A 15,785-nucleotide genomic window follows, 5' to 3' on the forward strand; every position below is an offset into this window, starting at 1 on the left:
GGCGAGATGACCGACTACGACGCGATCGACTTTTCCGGCCTGGAGGCCGCCTCGGCGGACGAGGTCATTACGCACGCCCTGGTGCGTGACGTTCCGCTCGCCAGCGGCCGCACGCTCGCCCTCATCACGCTCCACAACGGCCTCGACCACAAGCGCCCGAATACGATCGGGCCGCTCACCCTGCGCGAGCTGCACGACACGCTCGGCGGGCTCCGCGAGCGGGCGGAGCGCGGCGAGATCGACGCGGTCGGCATCACGGGCAAGCCGTACATCTTCGCGGCCGGAGCCGATCTCTCGCAGATCCAGGCGCTGACAGACCCCGAGAACGCGCTCCGGATCGCGCAGCGCGGACACCAGGTGCTCGGCCAGCTCGGGGCGCTGCCCGTCCCGACCTTCGCGTTCGTCAATGGGCTGGCGCTCGGCGGTGGCGTCGAGATCGCCCTGAACGCGACGTATCGCACGATCGACGCGTCCGCCGCGGCCATCGGACTCCCCGAGGTCTTCCTCGGGATTATTCCGGGCTGGGGCGGGTCGACGCTCCTGCCGAACCTCATCGGGATCGAAAACGCGCTCGAGGTCGTCGTCTCCAACCCCTTGAAGCAGAACCGCACGCTGAAGCCGCAGCAGGCTGCGGACATGGGGATGTTCGACGCCATCTTCTCCCCCGCCCGCTTCCTCGAGGATTCGCTGGCCTGGGCCGACGGCGTCCTCGGCGGCGAGATCGTCGTGGAGCGCCCGCACGCGCCCGGCCGCATCGAGCGCGCGACGAAGTGGCCGATCGCGATCCGCGTCGCGCGCTCGACGCTGGAGCAGCGCATCGGGCTCGTCCCCCGCTCCCCGTATCGCGCGCTCGAGCTGCTCGAGAAAGCCGCGAAGGGCACGACCCAGGAGGGGTTCCAGCGAGAGGACGAGGCACTCGCCGACCTCATCACGGGCGATCAATTCGCCGCCTCGATGTACGCGTTCGACCTCGTGCAGAAGCGCGCCAAGCGCCCCGTGGGCGCTCCGGACGCCGCGCTCGCGCGGCCGGTCACGCGCGTCGGCGTCATCGGCGCGGGTCTCATGGCGAGCCAGTTCGCCCTCCTCTTCCTGCGGCGCCTCCAGGTCCCCGTAATCATCACGGACGTCTCCGCCGAGCGGGTGGAGCGCGGGCTCGCAGGCATCCGCGAGGAGATCGGCGCGCTCCAGGCGAAGGGACGGCTCGACGAGGACACCGCCAATCGCCTCCGCTCGCTCATCTCCGGCACGGTGGATACGGCGGACTTCGCGGGGTGCGACTTCGTCATCGAGGCCGTGTTCGAGGAGACGACGGTCAAGCAGCAGGTCTTCCGCGACGTCGAGCGCCACCTCGACCCCGAGGCGATTCTTGCGACGAACACCTCGTCGCTGTCCGTGCAAGAGATCGGGAGCGTGCTCGCGCATCCCGAGCGTCTCGTGGGCTTCCACTTCTTCAACCCGGTCGCCGTGATGCCGCTCGTCGAGATCGTGCACACGCCCGACACCAGCCCGGCCGCGCTCTCGACCGCGTTCGTGACGGCGAAGGCGCTGAAGAAGAACGCGATCGGATCCGCCGACCGCCCGGGCTTCATCGTCAACCGGCTCCTCGCCAAGGTCATGGGCGAGGCGGCGCGCGCCGTCGACGAGGGCACGCCGCTGTCGGAGGTGGAGGGTGCCTTCGCCCCGCTCGGGCTTCCCATGGGTCCGTTCGAGCTCATCGACCTCGTCGGATGGAAGGTCGCGGCGCACGTGCAGGACACGATGGCCCGGCACTTCCCCGACCGGTTCCATGCGTCCGAGAACCTGCACCGCCTCGCCGACGTGACGGATCCGCTGGAGCGCGACCGGAAGGGCCGCGTGACGGGCTGGTCGAAGGCCGCCCGGCAGATGGTGCGCACCGCGTCGACACCCGCGCCGGCCGAGGAGATCCTCCGCCGCGTGCAGGACGAGCTGGCGCGCGAGATTCGGATCATGCTCGACGAGGGGGTCGTCCCGGAGGTGCAGGACATCGACCTCGCCCTCATCCTCGGGGCCGGCTGGCCCTTCATCGACGGGGGCGCGACCCCCTACCTGGACCGGACCGGGGCATCGGATCGCGCGGCCGGGGGCACATTCCACACGCCCCCGATCCGCGGGCTGCGCGACTGAGGCATCGCGCGAGGGGGCAGGAACCGGTTGCGGTTCCCGCCCCCTCGCACGTGCGCGCTACCGGCCCGAGCGCCCCTGCTGCGACGGCGCCTCCACACGCGGGTCGCGCGAGCGGACGTCCTGGCGGGCGACGGGGACGCGCGTGCCCAGGACCTGCGCCACGACGTCCTGGGCGATCCGCGCGGGCGTGAGGCCCGCGTCCTCGAGGATCTGGTCGCGCGAGGCGTGGTCGATGAACGCGTCGGGCAGGCCCAGCTCGTCGACGGCGGTGTCGACGCCGGCCTCGCGGAGCACCTGGCGGATCCGCGTGCCGATGCCGCCGACGCGGATCCCGTCCTCGATCGTGATGACCAGGCGGTGGCGGGCGGCGAGGTCGACGAGTGAGGAGGCCACCGGGACGGCCCAGCGGGGGTCGACGACCGTCGCGCCGATCCCCTGCGCGCGCAGGCGCGCGGCCACGTCCAGCGCGAGGTGCGCGAACGGGCCGATGCCGACGAGGAGCACGTCCTCCGCGCCGTCCCGCGCGAGCACGTCGACGCCGTCGGCGGTGCGCTCCAGGGCCGGGATCGACTCGGGCACCTCGCCCTTCGGAAAGCGCACGACCGTCGGCGCGTCCGCGACGGCGACGGCCTCGTCCAGAGCCTCGCGCAGCCGCTCGGCGTCGCGTGGGGCCGCGATCCGCACGTGGGGAACGATGTGGAGCAACGCCAGGTCCCACATGCCGTGGTGGCTCGGGCCGTCGGGCCCCGTCACGCCCGAGCGATCGAGGACGAACGTCACCCCCGCGCCGTGGAGCGCTACGTCCATGAGGACCTGATCGAAGGCGCGGTTGACAAACGTTGAGTACAGCGCCACGACGGGGTGCAGGCCCCCGTACGCGAGGCCCGCCGCGGACGCGACGGCGTGCTGCTCGGCGATGCCCACGTCGTACACGCGCTCGGGGTAGCGCTCGGCGAACGGCGCGAGCCCCGTGGGGCGCAGCATGGCGGCCGTCATGGCGATGACGTCATCACGGCGCTCGCCGATCTCGACGAGGCGCTCCGCGAACACGTCGGTCCACCCGACGCCGCTGGAGCCCAGCGCCTCCCCCGTGATCGGATCGATCTTGCCCACCGCGTGGAACTGGTCGGCCTCGTCGAGGCGGGCCGGGTCGTATCCGCGCCCCTTCTCGGTGATGGCGTGCACGATCACGGGCGCGCTGTACGACTTCGCGAGCTCGAGCGTCTCGATGAGCGTCGGGATGTCGTGCCCATCAACGGGCCCGAGGTATTTGATGTCGAGCTGCGCGTAGAGCGCGGAGTTGTTCGTCAGCCGCGACAGGAATCCGTGCGTGCCCCCGCGGACGCCACGATACAGCGCGCGCCCCGCCTTGCCGAGCCGCCGCGCGAGCTTGCCGGACTTCGCGTCGAGGTCGCGGTATGTCGCCGCGGTGCGCACGCGGTTGAGGTACCGCGCCATGCCGCCGATCGTGGGCGCGTACGAGCGGCCGTTGTCGTTGACGACGATGACGAGGTTCCGGTCGTTGTCGTCGGTGATGTTGTTGAGCGCCTCCCACGTCATCCCGCCCGTGAGCGCGCCGTCGCCGACGACGGCCACGACATGCCGATCGCCGCGGCCCGTGCGCGAGAACGCGCGCGAGATGCCGTCGGCCCAGCTGAGAGAGCTCGAGGCGTGGGACGACTCGACGACGTCGTGCGGGCTCTCCGCGCGCTGCGGGTACCCGGCGAGGCCATCGCGCGTTCGCAGGCCGGCGAAGTCCTTGCGGCCCGTGAGCAGCTTGTGCACGTACGACTGGTGCCCCGTATCCCACACGATGGGATCCGACGGGGAGTCGAACACGCGATGCAACGCGATCGTCAGCTCGACGACGCCGAGGTTGGGGCCGAGGTGCCCGCCGGTGCGCGCCACGTTCTCGATCAGAAAGGTGCGCACCTCGGCGGCGAGGTCGCGCAGCTCGCGCGGAGACAGGCGCGCGAGGTCGTCCGGGCCGTCGATCCCATCCAGCAGACTCATGCCTCGACACTACGCGTTCGCACTGGGAGATACAGCAAACGCCGCGGCCGGGCGCCCTTTCGGGGCCCGGCCGCGGCGCAACGCGGGTTCGGCTTAGACGAGGCTCCGCAGCACGTACTGCAGGATGCCGCCGTTGCGGTAGTAGTCCGCCTCGCCGGGGGTGTCGATGCGCACGACCGCGTCGAACTCGATCGTCTGCTTGCCCGCGGGCGAGTGCTCGCTCGGCTGCGCCGTCACGCGCACGGTCTTCGGCGTGACGCCCTCGTTCAGCTGCGCGAGGCCCGCGATCGAGAACACCTCGGTGCCGTCGAGCCCGAGCGACTCGATCGACTGCCCCTCGGGGAACTGCAGCGGCACGACGCCCATGCCGATGAGGTTCGAGCGGTGGATGCGCTCGAAGCTCTCCGTGATGACCGCCTTCACGCCCAGGAGGCTCGTGCCCTTCGCCGCCCAGTCGCGCGAGGAGCCGGATCCGTACTCCTTGCCGCCAAGGATGACGAGCGGCGTCTCCTCGCGGGCGTAGTTCTGGGCCGCGTCGTAGATGAACGACTGCGGGCCGCCCTCCTGCGTGAAGTCGCGCGTGAACCCGCCCTCGACGCCGTCGAGGAGCTGGTTCTTGAGGCGGATGTTCGCGAAGGTGCCGCGGATCATGACCTCGTGGTTGCCGCGACGGGACCCGTACGAGTTGAAGTCCTTGCGGTCGATTCCGTGCTCGGTGAGGTACTGGCCCGCGGGGCTGTCGGCCTTGATCGCGCCGGCCGGCGAGATGTGGTCGGTCGTGACCGAGTCGCCGAGCTTCGCGAGCACGCGTGCGCCCTCGATGTCTGCCACCGGCGTGAGGTCCAGCGTCATGCCGTCGAAGTACGGCGGCTTCCGCACGTACGTCGACTCCTCCGCCCACTCAAACGTGGAGCCGGTCGGCGTGGGCAGGCTCTTCCAGCGCTCGTCGCCCTCGAAGACGCCGGCGTACTGGCGGTCGAACATCTCGGTGTTGATCGACGAATCGATCGTCGCCTGCACCTCGTCGGCCGACGGCCAGATGTCCTTGAGGAACACCTCGTTGCCGTCCTGATCCGTGCCGAGCGCGTCGTTGTCGAAGTCGAAGTTCATCGATCCGGCCAGCGCGTAGGCGATGACGAGCGGCGGCGACGCGAGGTAGTTCATCTTGACGTCGGGGTTAATGCGCCCCTCGAAGTTGCGGTTGCCCGAGAGCACCGCGGTCACGGCGAGATCGTTGTCGTTGATCGCCTGCGAGACCTCGTCAATCAGCGGACCCGAGTTGCCGATGCAGGTGGTGCAGCCGTAGCCGACGGTGTAGAAGCCGAGGGCCTCGAGATCCTCGTTGAGGCCGGCCTTCTCGTAGTAGTCCGTGACCACCTTGGAGCCGGGCGCCATCGTGGTCTTCACCCAGGGCTTGGAGGTCAGCCCCTTCTGCGCCGCGTTGCGCGCCAGCAGACCCGCCGCAAGCATCACCGAGGGGTTCGACGTGTTCGTGCACGAGGTGATGGCCGCGATGGTCACCGCGCCGTGGTCGAGCGTGTAGTCACCGCTCGGGCCCGACACCTTGCTCGGCTTGGAGATGTTCGCCGGGGCCGAGGCCACGAACGGCACGTGCTCGACGCGCTCCTCGTCGCTCTCGGGGGTCAGCGCGGGGGCGTCGGAGGCGGGGAACGACTCGGCGACCGCCTCGTCGACGTTCGTCGGCGCGGCCGCGTAGTTCGCGAGGTCCACGCCGAACTGCTCCTTCGCGTGGGTGAGCTCGATACGGTCCTGCGGCCGCTTCGGGCCGGCGATCGAGGGAACGACCGTCGAGAGGTCGAGCTCGAGGTACTCGCTGAACGTGGGCTCGACCGACGGGTCGTGCCACATGTGCTGCTCCTTGGCATACGCCTCGACGAGAGCGAGCTGCTCGTCGCTGCGGCCGGTCAGGCGCAGGTAGTCGATCGTGACGTCGTCGACGGGGAACATGGCGGCGGTCGACCCGAACTCGGGGCTCATGTTGCCGATCGTGGCGCGGTTCGCGAGCGGAACCTGGGCCACGCCCTCGCCGTAGAACTCGACGAACTTGCCGACGACGCCGTGCTGGCGGAGCATGTCGGTAATCGTGAGCACGACGTCGGTCGCGGTCACGCCCATCGGGATCTCCCCCGTGAGCTTGAAGCCCACCACCTTGGGGATCAGCATCGAAACCGGCTGACCGAGCATCGCGGCCTCAGCCTCGATGCCGCCCACGCCCCACCCGAGCACGCCGAGGCCGTTGACCATCGTCGTGTGCGAGTCGGTGCCGACGCAGGTGTCGGGGTAGGCCTGCAGCGCGCCGCCCACCTCGCGCGTAAAGGTCGTGCGCGCCAGATACTCGATGTTGACCTGGTGGACGATGCCCGTTCCGGGCGGGACGACCTTGAAGTCATCGAACGCCGTCTGGCCCCAGCGCAGGAACTGGTAGCGCTCGCCGTTGCGCTCGTACTCGATCTCCGTGTTGCGCTCGAAGGCGTCGGCGCGGCCGAAGAGGTCCGCGATCACCGAGTGGTCGATGACCATCTCGGCGGGCGCGAGCGGGTTGATCTTGTTGGGGTCGCCGCCGAGAGTCGCGACGGCCTCACGCATGGTCGCCAGGTCGACGATGCAAGGAACGCCCGTGAAGTCCTGCATCACGACGCGGGCGGGCGTGAACTGGATCTCCGTGTCGGGATCCGCCTGGGCGTCCCAGGAGCCGAGCGCACGGATCTGCCCATCCGTGACGTTCGCGCCGTCCTCCGTGCGCAGGAGGTTCTCGAGGAGAACCTTGAGGCTGTACGGAAGCTTCTCGTAGCCCTCGACCGCGTCAATGCGGTAGATCTCGTAGTCGGTATTCCCGACCTTCAGGGTGCTCTTGGCACCGAAGCTGTTCACCGTGGACACGGTTGTCTCCTCCTGGTCGACCGCGGCATTGCGCCTCCCATATTGCTCCCCCCTCGCGCGCACGGCTACCAAGGCCGTCCTAACACGGGAGCGCGGGGAGACGGTTCGGGCCCGTCGGCGCAATTTATCTTGATGTCAAGATAAATCGTACACGACGGACCGAATCCGTCCGGCCGCCTCAGGAGGTGGGCGTGTCGGCGCGCGCGCCTCCCCCGCCGCGCGGGTACAGCGCGCGAACGGACAGCCAGGTGACCGCGACGAGCGGCGCGAACAGCGGAATACCCATCACGAGCTTCACCATGCCGAGCGTCTGGACATCGACGCCCGCGAGCCACATCGGGAACTGCACGGCGAAGCGACCGAAGAACAGCGCCGCCCACATGATCGCGAGCCACCGGAACGCCCGCCGCTTGCGGCGATCGCGCCGCCAGGCCGTGCCCTCGTCCATGAGGAATCCCACCGCGAGGCCGATGAGCGACCAGCGCGCGAGCGCGGAGATGAGGAACGCGGATCCGTAGAGGATGTTCGTCACGAAGCCGGGGATGAAGTTGTCCTCGGCGCGGCCCGTGAAGAGAACGAGCGCGCCCGCGACGCCGACGGCGATAAGGCCGCCGAGCGCGGCGGAGGGCGGCTGCCGCTGCGCGAGCCGAATGACGGTGAACACGGCCGCCGCACCCACGGAGCACCCGACGGCGAGCCAGAGCTGGTCGCGCCACACCGTGAGGCTGACGAGGAACACCACGAGCGGCACAACCGACTCGAATATGCCCCGCACGCCTCCCATGGCCGCCCACACGACGTGGCCGGTCGACGCGGACGTCGCCGGATCCAGGCCCGCGCGGCGCGCCGCCCCGCCGAGCGCCGCGCTGATCGCGGACGGCGCCGCGTGCTCGTCCTCGGGCCGCTCCGGCTCCGCCTGGCGCATCACGAACCGGGGGTCGACGGCATCGAGAGCGGGATCAGGTCGCGCGGCGGCATGGGTGATCCGCCACGGACCACGACGATCGAGCGGAACAGGTCCTCAACCTCGGCCGCCGCCTCCGGGTCGCTCGCGGCCTTCCCGCCGATCACGCCGCGCAGGAACCAGCGCGGTCCATCTACGCCGACGAAGCGCGCCAGGCGACGCCCGGATCCCTCCGCCGGGCTCACGGGGACCTCGGCGAGAAGCTCCGGCCCGAGGGCGCCCTCGCGCTCCTCGACGCGCCCGCCCTGCTGGGACACCTGCGCGCGAATCTGGTCTCGGGTCTCGTGCCAGAGGCCGGCCGAACGCGGTGCGGCGAACGGCTGCACCTGCAGGGTGGAGTCGGCGTAGTCGAGCCCGACCGCGACGATGCGCTGGGTCTTCTCCTCGACCTCGAGGCGCAGGTTGAGACCCTCGCGCGGGAGGATCTTGATCCCGCCGAGATCGATGTAGGGACGAACCGGGTTCGCCTCCGACTCGTCGAAGGGGCCCGCCTGCGGGCGGTCCTCGGGGGCCGACTTGCGTGCGGAGGGAAGCTCCGCGGGGGAATCAGTCATGGGGTGTCGTCTTCTCTGTCGTGTCGTGTGCGCGCGTGGCGTAGCCGGAGGATCCGAAACCGCCGACACCGCGCGAGGAGCCGTCGAGGTCGTGCACGGGGTGGAAGGTGGCGCGCGCGACGGGCATGACGACCAGCTGCGCGATCCGGTCGCCCACCGCGATGTCGTAGGGCGCGTCGCGATCGGTGTTGATCAGTGCCACCTTGACCTCGCCGCGGTAGCCCGCGTCGACCACGCCAGGCGCGTTGACCACCGTGACGCCGTGGCGAGCGGCGAGCCCGCTCCGCGGCATGACAAACGCGGCGTAGCCGTCGGGCACGGCGATCCGCACACCCGTCGACACGAGCGCACGCGAGCCCGGGGCGAGCGTGAGCCCCTCCGCCGCCACGAGGTCTGCCCCGGCGTCGCCCGAATGGGCGTAGCGGGGGATCTCGGATGCGACAATGGGGACGTCTACACAATCACTCACGCATCGAGGGTAATGCAGATCTTTTCCCCCGCCCCCCGCGCGCCGCGCTCGTACCGCGAGCGCCTCACGCCGTCCCTGAAGGTCCTCGCGGGAGCCGCGATCGTGGCGCCAATGGTCGCGCTCGTGTTCGTGCAGTACAGCGCGATCGCCGCGCTCGCGCTCGGAATCGCCACCGCGGTGTTGCTCGTCGCCGCGCTGATCTGGGCGGCGCCCGTCGTGCGCGTCGAGGGCGGGGAACTGCGCGCCGGTCGCGCGCACATCGATCTGGCGTTCCTGGGAGAGCCCATCGCCCTGACGGGATCCGACGCGGCTCACGCACGCGGAGCCGGTCTGGATCCGCGCGGGTGGTATCTCCTCCGCGGCGGGATCGGCGGCGTCGTGATCGTGCCGATCACCGACCCCGACGACCCGGTGCGGACCTGGACCCTCTCGACGCGAACGCCGGATCGCCTGGCAGCGGCGATCCGGCGTGCGCGGGGAGTCTGACCGGGTCAGGCCGCGCAGTCGGTGCAGATCGGCCCGACGGCCTCGGCGTGGTCCAGCTGCGAACGGTGCTTCACGAGGAAGCAGCTCATGCAGGTGAACTCGTCCTGCTGCGGGGGAAGCACGACCACGTCGAGCTCGACGTTCGAGAGGTCGTTGCCACCCAGCACGAAGCTGGGATTGTCGGAGTCCTCGCTCTCGATCGAGGTGGTCTGCGTCGAGCGCGCGGCCTTCAGGGCCTCGATCGACTCGTTGCCTTCGTCCTCGTTCTTACGCGGTGCGTCGTAATCGGTAGCCATCGTGGGCGCGTCACTTCTTTCGTGGTCTGTGGGGTGGAGCGTCCGCGTCGCGCCAGGCGCGAGCGGGAGGGCCGGGCGCGTCGATCTGCGTCGATAGGATGGGACGATGATCGGGCGTCGCGTCCGCGGCGGCCATAGTTTGCACGAGTCGCGCGATAATCGCAAATGAACGCGATCGCGGGGCGCGCCGGATCCCTCACCGCGACAAACGCGCGCCACGCGCGCGCTATTCCCGGATTCGGCGCCGGGTCGTGACACCATTGCTCCGGTCGTCCCCGCGCGGGGCGCGCAGGCGGAGAGGAGCAGGATGGAACACCTGACCATCGTGGGCACCGAGGGACAGCGTCTCGTCCTGGCCACGGAACACGGACAGCGCTTCACTCTCGACATCGACGACATGTTGCGCTCCGAGATTCGCCGCGCTCAGACCGCCGCCGATCCGAAGCCACGCGACGCCGGCCCGAGCCCCCGCGAGATCCAGGCGCACATTCGGCGCGGCCTCGCCGCGGAGGACGTTGCCGAACTCCTGAGTTGCCCCGTCGAGCGCGTGCGCCTCTTCGAAGGGCCGGTCCTGGCCGAGCGCGAGCACATCGTCGGGCGCGCGCTCGCGATGCCCGTGCTGACGGGGATCCAGCTCGACCAGGACGAGAACCCCACATTCGGGACGGCGATCCGACAGAAGCTTGCGGAGCTCGCGGCGACGGGCGAGCGGTGGACGAGCTGGAAGGAAGACGACGGCTGGGTCGTCAAGCTCGTCTTCGCGTCCGCCGGCGTCGAGCACGACGCGCGCTGGTCCTACGAGCCGCGCCGGAGCGCACTCGCCCCCGCGAACGACGATGCGGCCCAGCTCTCCCGCCAGGGGCGCATGCCCGAGGGCCTTATCCCCCGCCTCCGCGCCCTCGACGTCGTCGAGGGCAAGGACGCGTCCTCCTTCGACGCCGAGGCGTTCCAGGAGGAGCAAGCCGCTCCCGAGCCCGAGGAGCAGCCCACCGCCGACACGGCCGACCTCCTGGAGGCGCTGCGGCGGCGGCGCGGTCAGCGCGAGGCGCCGCCCACGCCCCAGGACGACGAGCTGCGCGACGCGCGCCCGGTGGCGGTCCTCGGGCAGCCGGCGACGCCGCCGACCGATACCGCGCCCGAGGAGCCGATGAGCGACGAGGCGAACGAGGACGCCCCCGAGCCCGAGGCGGGGCCCGGGCACGACGGCACCCGTCGTCGCGGCCGCCCCGCGATGCCGTCCTGGGACGAGATCGTCTTCGGCGCACGCACGGACGACTGAGGCTCAGTCGGCGTAGCCGCCCGCGCGAATGAGAGGGACGGTCATCTCCTCCGGAGTGGTCGACCCGTGCTGGCCGATCATCCGCTGCGGGCGCTTGTCCTCCAGACGATCGTCGTAGAACGCCCACGCGCCGCGCGCGGCCACGAGCACGTCGCCGATGCGCCCGCGCACGCCCGGAGCGACCGGGCCGAACAGGCCCGCGTCGACCGCCGCCGATCCGAGAGACACGTCGGCCGCGGGCCCCGAGTCCTCGGCCCACGCGCGCGCGATGTCCGCCGGATCCGCCCCGGGTTCCGCGTAGAGGTGGAGGAGGCGCGGCTCCCCGCCGATGTGGCGGACGCCGGCGAGGCGACGGTCGCCCGCGCGAAGCAGGACGTGCCGGTGGCGCGGCACGTCCACCATGCCGTGGTCCGCCGTGACGATCGCCCCGACCTCGCGCGGCATCGCGAACAGCGGCGCGAGCGCCTGATCGATCGCCTCGAGCGACGCGCGCCACTCGGGAGAGTCGACGCCGAATCGGTGTCCGGCCTGGTCGAGCTCCGGGACATAGCAGTAGACAAACGCCCCGGGTTCGGCGCTCGCGAGGGCGATCGCCACGCGCACGCGCTGCGCGAGATCATCCTCCGAGACGTACTCGGCGCCGCGCAGGATCGCGGCGGTCAGGCCAGTTGCGCGGTACGTGCTCATGCCGACGGCGTAGCGCGGCCCGGGCGCCGATTCGAAGACCGTGGCGCTTCGTTGCCACGCGTGCGGATCGATGAGCCCCGAGTCGAAGCCCGAGAGCTGATTGACCAGGCGATCCGCGTCGGGGTCGAGCACGCGGTACCCGACGAGTCCGTGGATGCCGGGCACGGCGCCCGTGAGGATGCTCGTCAGGGCCGCGGCCGTCGTCGACGGGAACACGGTGCGCGCCACGTGCGAGCGCGGCATGGCCTGGGCCAGGCGCCGCGCGTGCGCCCGGTGGGCGCGGAGGGGAATCGCCCCCAACCCGTCGACCACGACGAGGACGGCCGATCGCACGGGGCCCAGCCACGTGCCGCCTCCCGAGAGCGTGCGGATCATCTCGGGCGCCACTCCGGTGAGGCTGGGGGCCCGCTCGGGGCCCGCCGGTAGGATCGAGTGCATCCGGGCCAGTCTCCCACAGCGGGTCTTCCGGGCGTCGGCAACCGCGCTCCGCCCGCCGACGCGCACGGCCCGCTCACCCGACCGCACAGAGAGGTCTGCATGGCGCGCAAGCAGGCACCCGCCGAACCCGTGAACGAGCGCATCGAGGACGTCCCGCTCGAGTCCGAGATGCAGGGGTCGTACCTCGAATACGCGTACTCCGTGATCTACTCGCGCGCGCTCCCGGACGCGCGCGACGGGCTCAAGCCCGTCCAACGCCGCATTCTCTATCAGATGGCCGACATGGGGCTGCGCCCTGAACGCGGTCACGTCAAGAGCGCCCGCGTGGTCGGCGAGGTCATGGGAAAGCTCCATCCGCACGGCGACAGCGCGATCTATGACGCGCTCGTGCGCCTGTCCCAAGACTTCGCGATGCGGGTGCCGCTGGTCGACGGCCACGGGAACTTCGGATCCCTCGACGACGGCCCCGCGGCGGCGCGGTACACGGAGGCGCGCCTCGCCCGCCCCGCCATGCGCATGACGGAGCACCTCGACGAGGACGTCGTGGACTTCGTGCCGAACTACGACGGTCAGTTCATGCAGCCGGAGGTCCTCTCCTCGGCGTATCCGAACCTGCTCGTCAACGGCGCCACCGGCATCGCCGTCGGCATGGCGACCAACATGGCGCCGCACAACCTCGGCGAGGTCGTCGCGGCCGCGACGCACCTGCTCGACCACCCCGACGCCACGACCCAGGAGCTCATGGAGTTCGTCCCGGGGCCGGACTTCCCCTCGGGCGGCATCCTCATGGGGCTCGACGGCGTCCGCGACGCCTACGAGCGCGGCCGCGGATCGGTCAAGGTGCGCGCGCGAGCCCAGATCGAGCAGATCGGGCCGCGGCGCACCGGCATCGTCGTGACCGAGCTGCCGTACATGGTCGGCCCGGAGCGCGTGATCGAGAAGCTCAAGGACGCGGTGCAGTCGAAGAAGCTGCAGGGCGTCAGCGACGTCAACGACCTGAGCGACCGCCATCACGGGCTGCGGCTCGTGATCGGCGTGAAGACGGGATTCGATCCCGAGGCGGTTCTCGAGCGCCTTTATCGCCTGACGCCGCTCGAGGATTCCTTCGGCTTCAACAACGTCGCGCTTGTCGACGGCCAGCCCTCGACGCTCGGCCTCCGCGAGATGCTCGTGGTGTACGTCAACCACCGCATCGATGTCGTCACGAGGCGCTCGCGGTTCCGTCTCGCCCGCCGGCAAGAGCGCCTGCACCTCGTCGACGGACTGCTCATCGCGATCCTCGATATCGACGAGGTCATTCAGGTCATCCGCTCCTCCGAGACCACGGAGGAGGCACGCACCCGCTTGCAACAGGTCTTCGACCTCTCGGAGGTGCAGGCCGAGTACATCCTCGAGCTCCGCCTGCGCCGGCTCACGAAGTTCTCGCGACTCGAGCTCGAGAAGGAGCGCGACGAGCTCCTCGCCGAGATCGCCGCCCTGGAGGAGCTGCTGGCCTCCGACGAGCGGATCCGCGCGCAGGTCGCCGCCGAGCTCGCGGAGGTCGCGGACGAGCTGGGTACGCCCCGACGCACGGTGCTCCTGAACGCCCGGCCCGCGGCGAAGCGCCCGTCGGCGAAGGGAGACGCCGATCTGCAGATTGCCGACGGGCCAACGCTCGTCGCGCTCTCGACGACGGGGCGCGCCGTGCGGATCGACACGCCGGAGGGCGAGGCGGTGCGCGCGCCCGCGCGCCGGGCCAAGCACGACGCGATCGCGGCCACGGCGCGCGGCACGGTCCGCGGCGAGCTCGGCGCGCTCACGTCGCTCGGGCGCCTCGTGCGCTTCCACCCCATCGACCTCCCGTCGGTCCCACCGGCCTCGATCTCGCTCAGCGCCGGGGTGCTCCTTCGCGACTACATCGGGCTGACCGACCGCGCCGAGACCATCGTCTCGCTCGTCGAGCTGGCCGGCGAGACGCCGGTCGCCATCGGCACCGCGCTCGGCACCGTCAAGCGGTTCGTCCCCGCCGCCGTTTCTCCGAAGCCGGAGACGAGCGTGATCGCGCTGAAGCCGGGCGATCGCGTGGTGGGGTCGACCCTGGCCGGCGACGAGGCCGACCTCATCTTCGTCACGACCGACGCCCGCCTGCTGCGCTTCGGCGCGAGCCTCGTGCGCCCCCAGGGCGCGACCGCGGGCGGCATGGCCGGCATCAAGCTCGCGCCCGGCGCGGAGGTGCTGTTCTTCGGCTCGGCGGGCGGCGACGGGAGCGTCGTCGTCACCGTGTCGGCCGCGGAGGGAACGCTCGACGGCACGGACGCCGGCCGCGCGAAGATCTCGGACTTCGGCGAGTTCCCCTCCAAGGGGCGGGCGACCGGCGGCGTGCGGGCGCACGCGTTCCTGAAGGGCGAGGACCGCCTGCGGGTCGCGTGGGTCGGGCCCGACCCCGCCTACGCGGTCGACGCGAAGGGATCCGTGCGACGCCTTCCCCTCACGCTCTCCAAGCGCGACGGATCCGGCCAGCCGCTCGAGGCGTCCGTCGACGCGATCGGGCGGTCTCTCGCCGTCGACATTCCGTAGGCGGGGTCACGCCTCGAACCGCACCGTCCAGGCGGGAGGCCCGGGGTGCGCGGCCTCCAGCGCCTCGCCGAGTGCGGCGCGGAAGGCGGCGACGGCGGGGTGCTCCGATCGGCCCGCCCGCACCGCCGTGTAGAGCACGCGGTGCGGGTCACCCGGGAGGCCGACGAGCGAGAGCCCGTCCAGGTGCGGGGTGGCGAGGAGCGCGGGGATGAACGCCGCGGCGTGACCGGTGCGCACGAGGTGCGCGTGGAGCAGGAGGTCGGGGCTCTCGAATCGGACCCGCGGCTCGAACCCCGCGCGCCGACACACGCCCCGCGCCCAGCGCCCCGTCGCCGTGTCCTCGGGGTCGAGGACCCAGGGCACGTCCGCGAGATCGGCCAGGCGGCGCGGCCGGCGGCCCAACGACCCGTCGGGCGGGAGGACGAGGCAAAGCGGATCCGAGAGCAGGTCGGAGCGGTCCACGCCCGGGCGCACCTGTTCGGGAATCCCCGGGTACTCCTCCCCCAGGATGAGGTCGAACGCGTGCGAGAGCAGGCCGCCGTAGGCGCGCGCGTGCTCGCGCTGGGTGATCTCGACCTCGAGGTCCGGGTGGCGGCGGGCGAGGATGTCCAGCGCGGCGGGCGCCAGCGCCAGCACCACGCTCTGGAAGGACGCGGCGTGCAGGCGGCCCGTCACGGGCCCCTCGCCGCGGACGAGCTCGACCTCCGCGCGCTCCAGCTCGGCCAGCGCTCCGTCCGCCCGTTCCACGAGGCGTTCCGCGGCCGGGGTGAGCCGCACGCTGCGGCCCGTGCGCTCGAGCAGCGCGACCCCCGTCTCGCGCTCGAGGAGCGCGAGCTGCTGCGAGACGGCGGAGGGCGTGTAGCGGAGCGCGTCGGCGACCGCGGCGATCGTGCCGCGCCGCGACAGCTCGCTCAGGAGGCGCAGGCGCGGGAGGCTCAGCATAAGAAGAACTCACTTTTCTGCATAAGAAACATGTGCTGGTGTGATGCTAGTACCT

The 15,785-nt window shown here is 71.2% G+C and carries 12 protein-coding genes; 4 read left to right on the forward strand and 8 right to left on the reverse strand.

All coding sequences use genetic code 11. The annotated features are described in order from the left end of the window. Window positions 1–6: 6 nt before the first annotated feature. Window positions 7–2,145, forward strand: a complete 2,139-nt coding sequence (locus tag G8E01_RS08235) for a 3-hydroxyacyl-CoA dehydrogenase NAD-binding domain-containing protein (RefSeq protein WP_166319810.1) — start codon at window positions 7–9, stop codon at window positions 2,143–2,145. 57 nt (window positions 2,146–2,202) lie between these two features. On the opposite strand, the gene dxs is transcribed toward G8E01_RS08235, so the two are convergent. The 5 genes from dxs to dut form a co-directional block, all read right to left on the reverse strand. Continuing rightward, complete coding sequence (dxs, locus tag G8E01_RS08240; RefSeq protein WP_166318342.1) at window positions 2,203–4,158, reverse strand: 1-deoxy-D-xylulose-5-phosphate synthase; 1,956 nt, start codon at window positions 4,156–4,158, stop codon at window positions 2,203–2,205. A gap of 93 nt (window positions 4,159–4,251) precedes the next feature. After that, entirely contained in the window at window positions 4,252–7,059 is a 2,808-nt protein-coding gene (acnA, locus tag G8E01_RS08245) for an aconitate hydratase AcnA (protein WP_338100772.1), read from the reverse strand. Between the two features lie 178 nt (window positions 7,060–7,237). Then, window positions 7,238–7,984: a DUF3159 domain-containing protein gene (locus tag G8E01_RS08250; protein WP_166319812.1), complete on the reverse strand. Its 747-nt coding sequence runs from the start codon at window positions 7,982–7,984 to the stop codon at window positions 7,238–7,240. Then, entirely contained in the window at window positions 7,984–8,577 is a 594-nt protein-coding gene (locus tag G8E01_RS08255; protein ID WP_166318347.1) for a DUF3710 domain-containing protein, read from the reverse strand. Before G8E01_RS08255 ends, G8E01_RS08250 begins: the two co-directional genes overlap by 1 nt. After that, window positions 8,570–9,046, reverse strand: coding sequence for a dUTP diphosphatase (dut, locus tag G8E01_RS08260; protein ID WP_166318350.1), 477 nt, complete (start codon window positions 9,044–9,046; stop codon window positions 8,570–8,572). Before dut ends, G8E01_RS08255 begins: the two co-directional genes overlap by 8 nt. 12 nt (window positions 9,047–9,058) lie before the next feature. Here dut and G8E01_RS08265 point away from each other — a divergent pair, with 12 nt between their 5' ends. Next, entirely contained in the window at window positions 9,059–9,532 is a 474-nt protein-coding gene (locus G8E01_RS08265) for a DUF3093 domain-containing protein (RefSeq protein WP_166318353.1), read from the forward strand. A gap of 5 nt (window positions 9,533–9,537) precedes the next feature. Here the strand turns inward: G8E01_RS08265 and G8E01_RS08270 are convergent, their stop codons facing one another. Beyond that, entirely contained in the window at window positions 9,538–9,828 is a 291-nt protein-coding gene (locus G8E01_RS08270; protein WP_166318356.1) for a DUF4193 domain-containing protein, read from the reverse strand. Window positions 9,829–10,135: 307 nt separating this feature from the next. On the opposite strand from G8E01_RS08270, the gene sepH reads away from it, so the two are divergent. Continuing rightward, entirely contained in the window at window positions 10,136–11,107 is a 972-nt protein-coding gene (gene sepH / locus G8E01_RS08275) for a septation protein SepH (protein WP_166318359.1), read from the forward strand. Window positions 11,108–11,110: 3 nt separating this feature from the next. Here the strand turns inward: sepH and G8E01_RS08280 are convergent, their stop codons facing one another. After that, entirely contained in the window at window positions 11,111–12,232 is a 1,122-nt protein-coding gene (locus G8E01_RS08280) for an alkaline phosphatase family protein (RefSeq protein WP_166318362.1), read from the reverse strand. Window positions 12,233–12,331: 99 nt separating this feature from the next. Between G8E01_RS08280 and G8E01_RS08285 the strand changes: the two genes are divergently transcribed. Further along, window positions 12,332–14,788, forward strand: a complete 2,457-nt coding sequence (locus G8E01_RS08285) for a DNA gyrase/topoisomerase IV subunit A (RefSeq protein WP_166318365.1) — start codon at window positions 12,332–12,334, stop codon at window positions 14,786–14,788. 6 nt (window positions 14,789–14,794) lie between these two features. Here the strand turns inward: G8E01_RS08285 and G8E01_RS08290 are convergent, their stop codons facing one another. After that, window positions 14,795–15,730, reverse strand: coding sequence for a LysR family transcriptional regulator (locus G8E01_RS08290; RefSeq protein ID WP_166318368.1), 936 nt, complete (start codon window positions 15,728–15,730; stop codon window positions 14,795–14,797). Window positions 15,731–15,785: the final 55 nt, after the last annotated feature.

The organism is Microbacterium excoecariae (genome assembly GCF_011326725.1).
GTDB lineage: Bacteria > Actinomycetota > Actinomycetes > Actinomycetales > Microbacteriaceae > Microbacterium > Microbacterium excoecariae.

Bases quoted from the DNA above. Each gene is read 5' to 3' on its own strand.
- G8E01_RS08235 (WP_166319810.1), top strand. From the start codon at position 7: ATGACCGACTACGACGCGATCGACTTTTCCGGCCTGGAGGCCGCCTCG.
- dxs (WP_166318342.1), bottom strand. From the start codon at position 4,158: ATGAGTCTGCTGGATGGGATCGACGGCCCGGACGACCTCGCGCGCCTG.
- G8E01_RS08250 (WP_166319812.1), bottom strand. From the start codon at position 7,984: ATGCGCCAGGCGGAGCCGGAGCGGCCCGAGGACGAGCACGCGGCGCCG.
- G8E01_RS08255 (WP_166318347.1), bottom strand. From the start codon at position 8,577: ATGACTGATTCCCCCGCGGAGCTTCCCTCCGCACGCAAGTCGGCCCCC.
- G8E01_RS08265 (WP_166318353.1), top strand. From the start codon at position 9,059: ATGCAGATCTTTTCCCCCGCCCCCCGCGCGCCGCGCTCGTACCGCGAG.
- G8E01_RS08270 (WP_166318356.1), bottom strand. From the start codon at position 9,828: ATGGCTACCGATTACGACGCACCGCGTAAGAACGAGGACGAAGGCAAC.
- sepH (WP_166318359.1), top strand. From the start codon at position 10,136: ATGGAACACCTGACCATCGTGGGCACCGAGGGACAGCGTCTCGTCCTG.
- G8E01_RS08280 (WP_166318362.1), bottom strand. From the start codon at position 12,232: ATGCACTCGATCCTACCGGCGGGCCCCGAGCGGGCCCCCAGCCTCACC.
- G8E01_RS08285 (WP_166318365.1), top strand. From the start codon at position 12,332: ATGGCGCGCAAGCAGGCACCCGCCGAACCCGTGAACGAGCGCATCGAG.
- G8E01_RS08290 (WP_166318368.1), bottom strand. From the start codon at position 15,730: ATGCTGAGCCTCCCGCGCCTGCGCCTCCTGAGCGAGCTGTCGCGGCGC.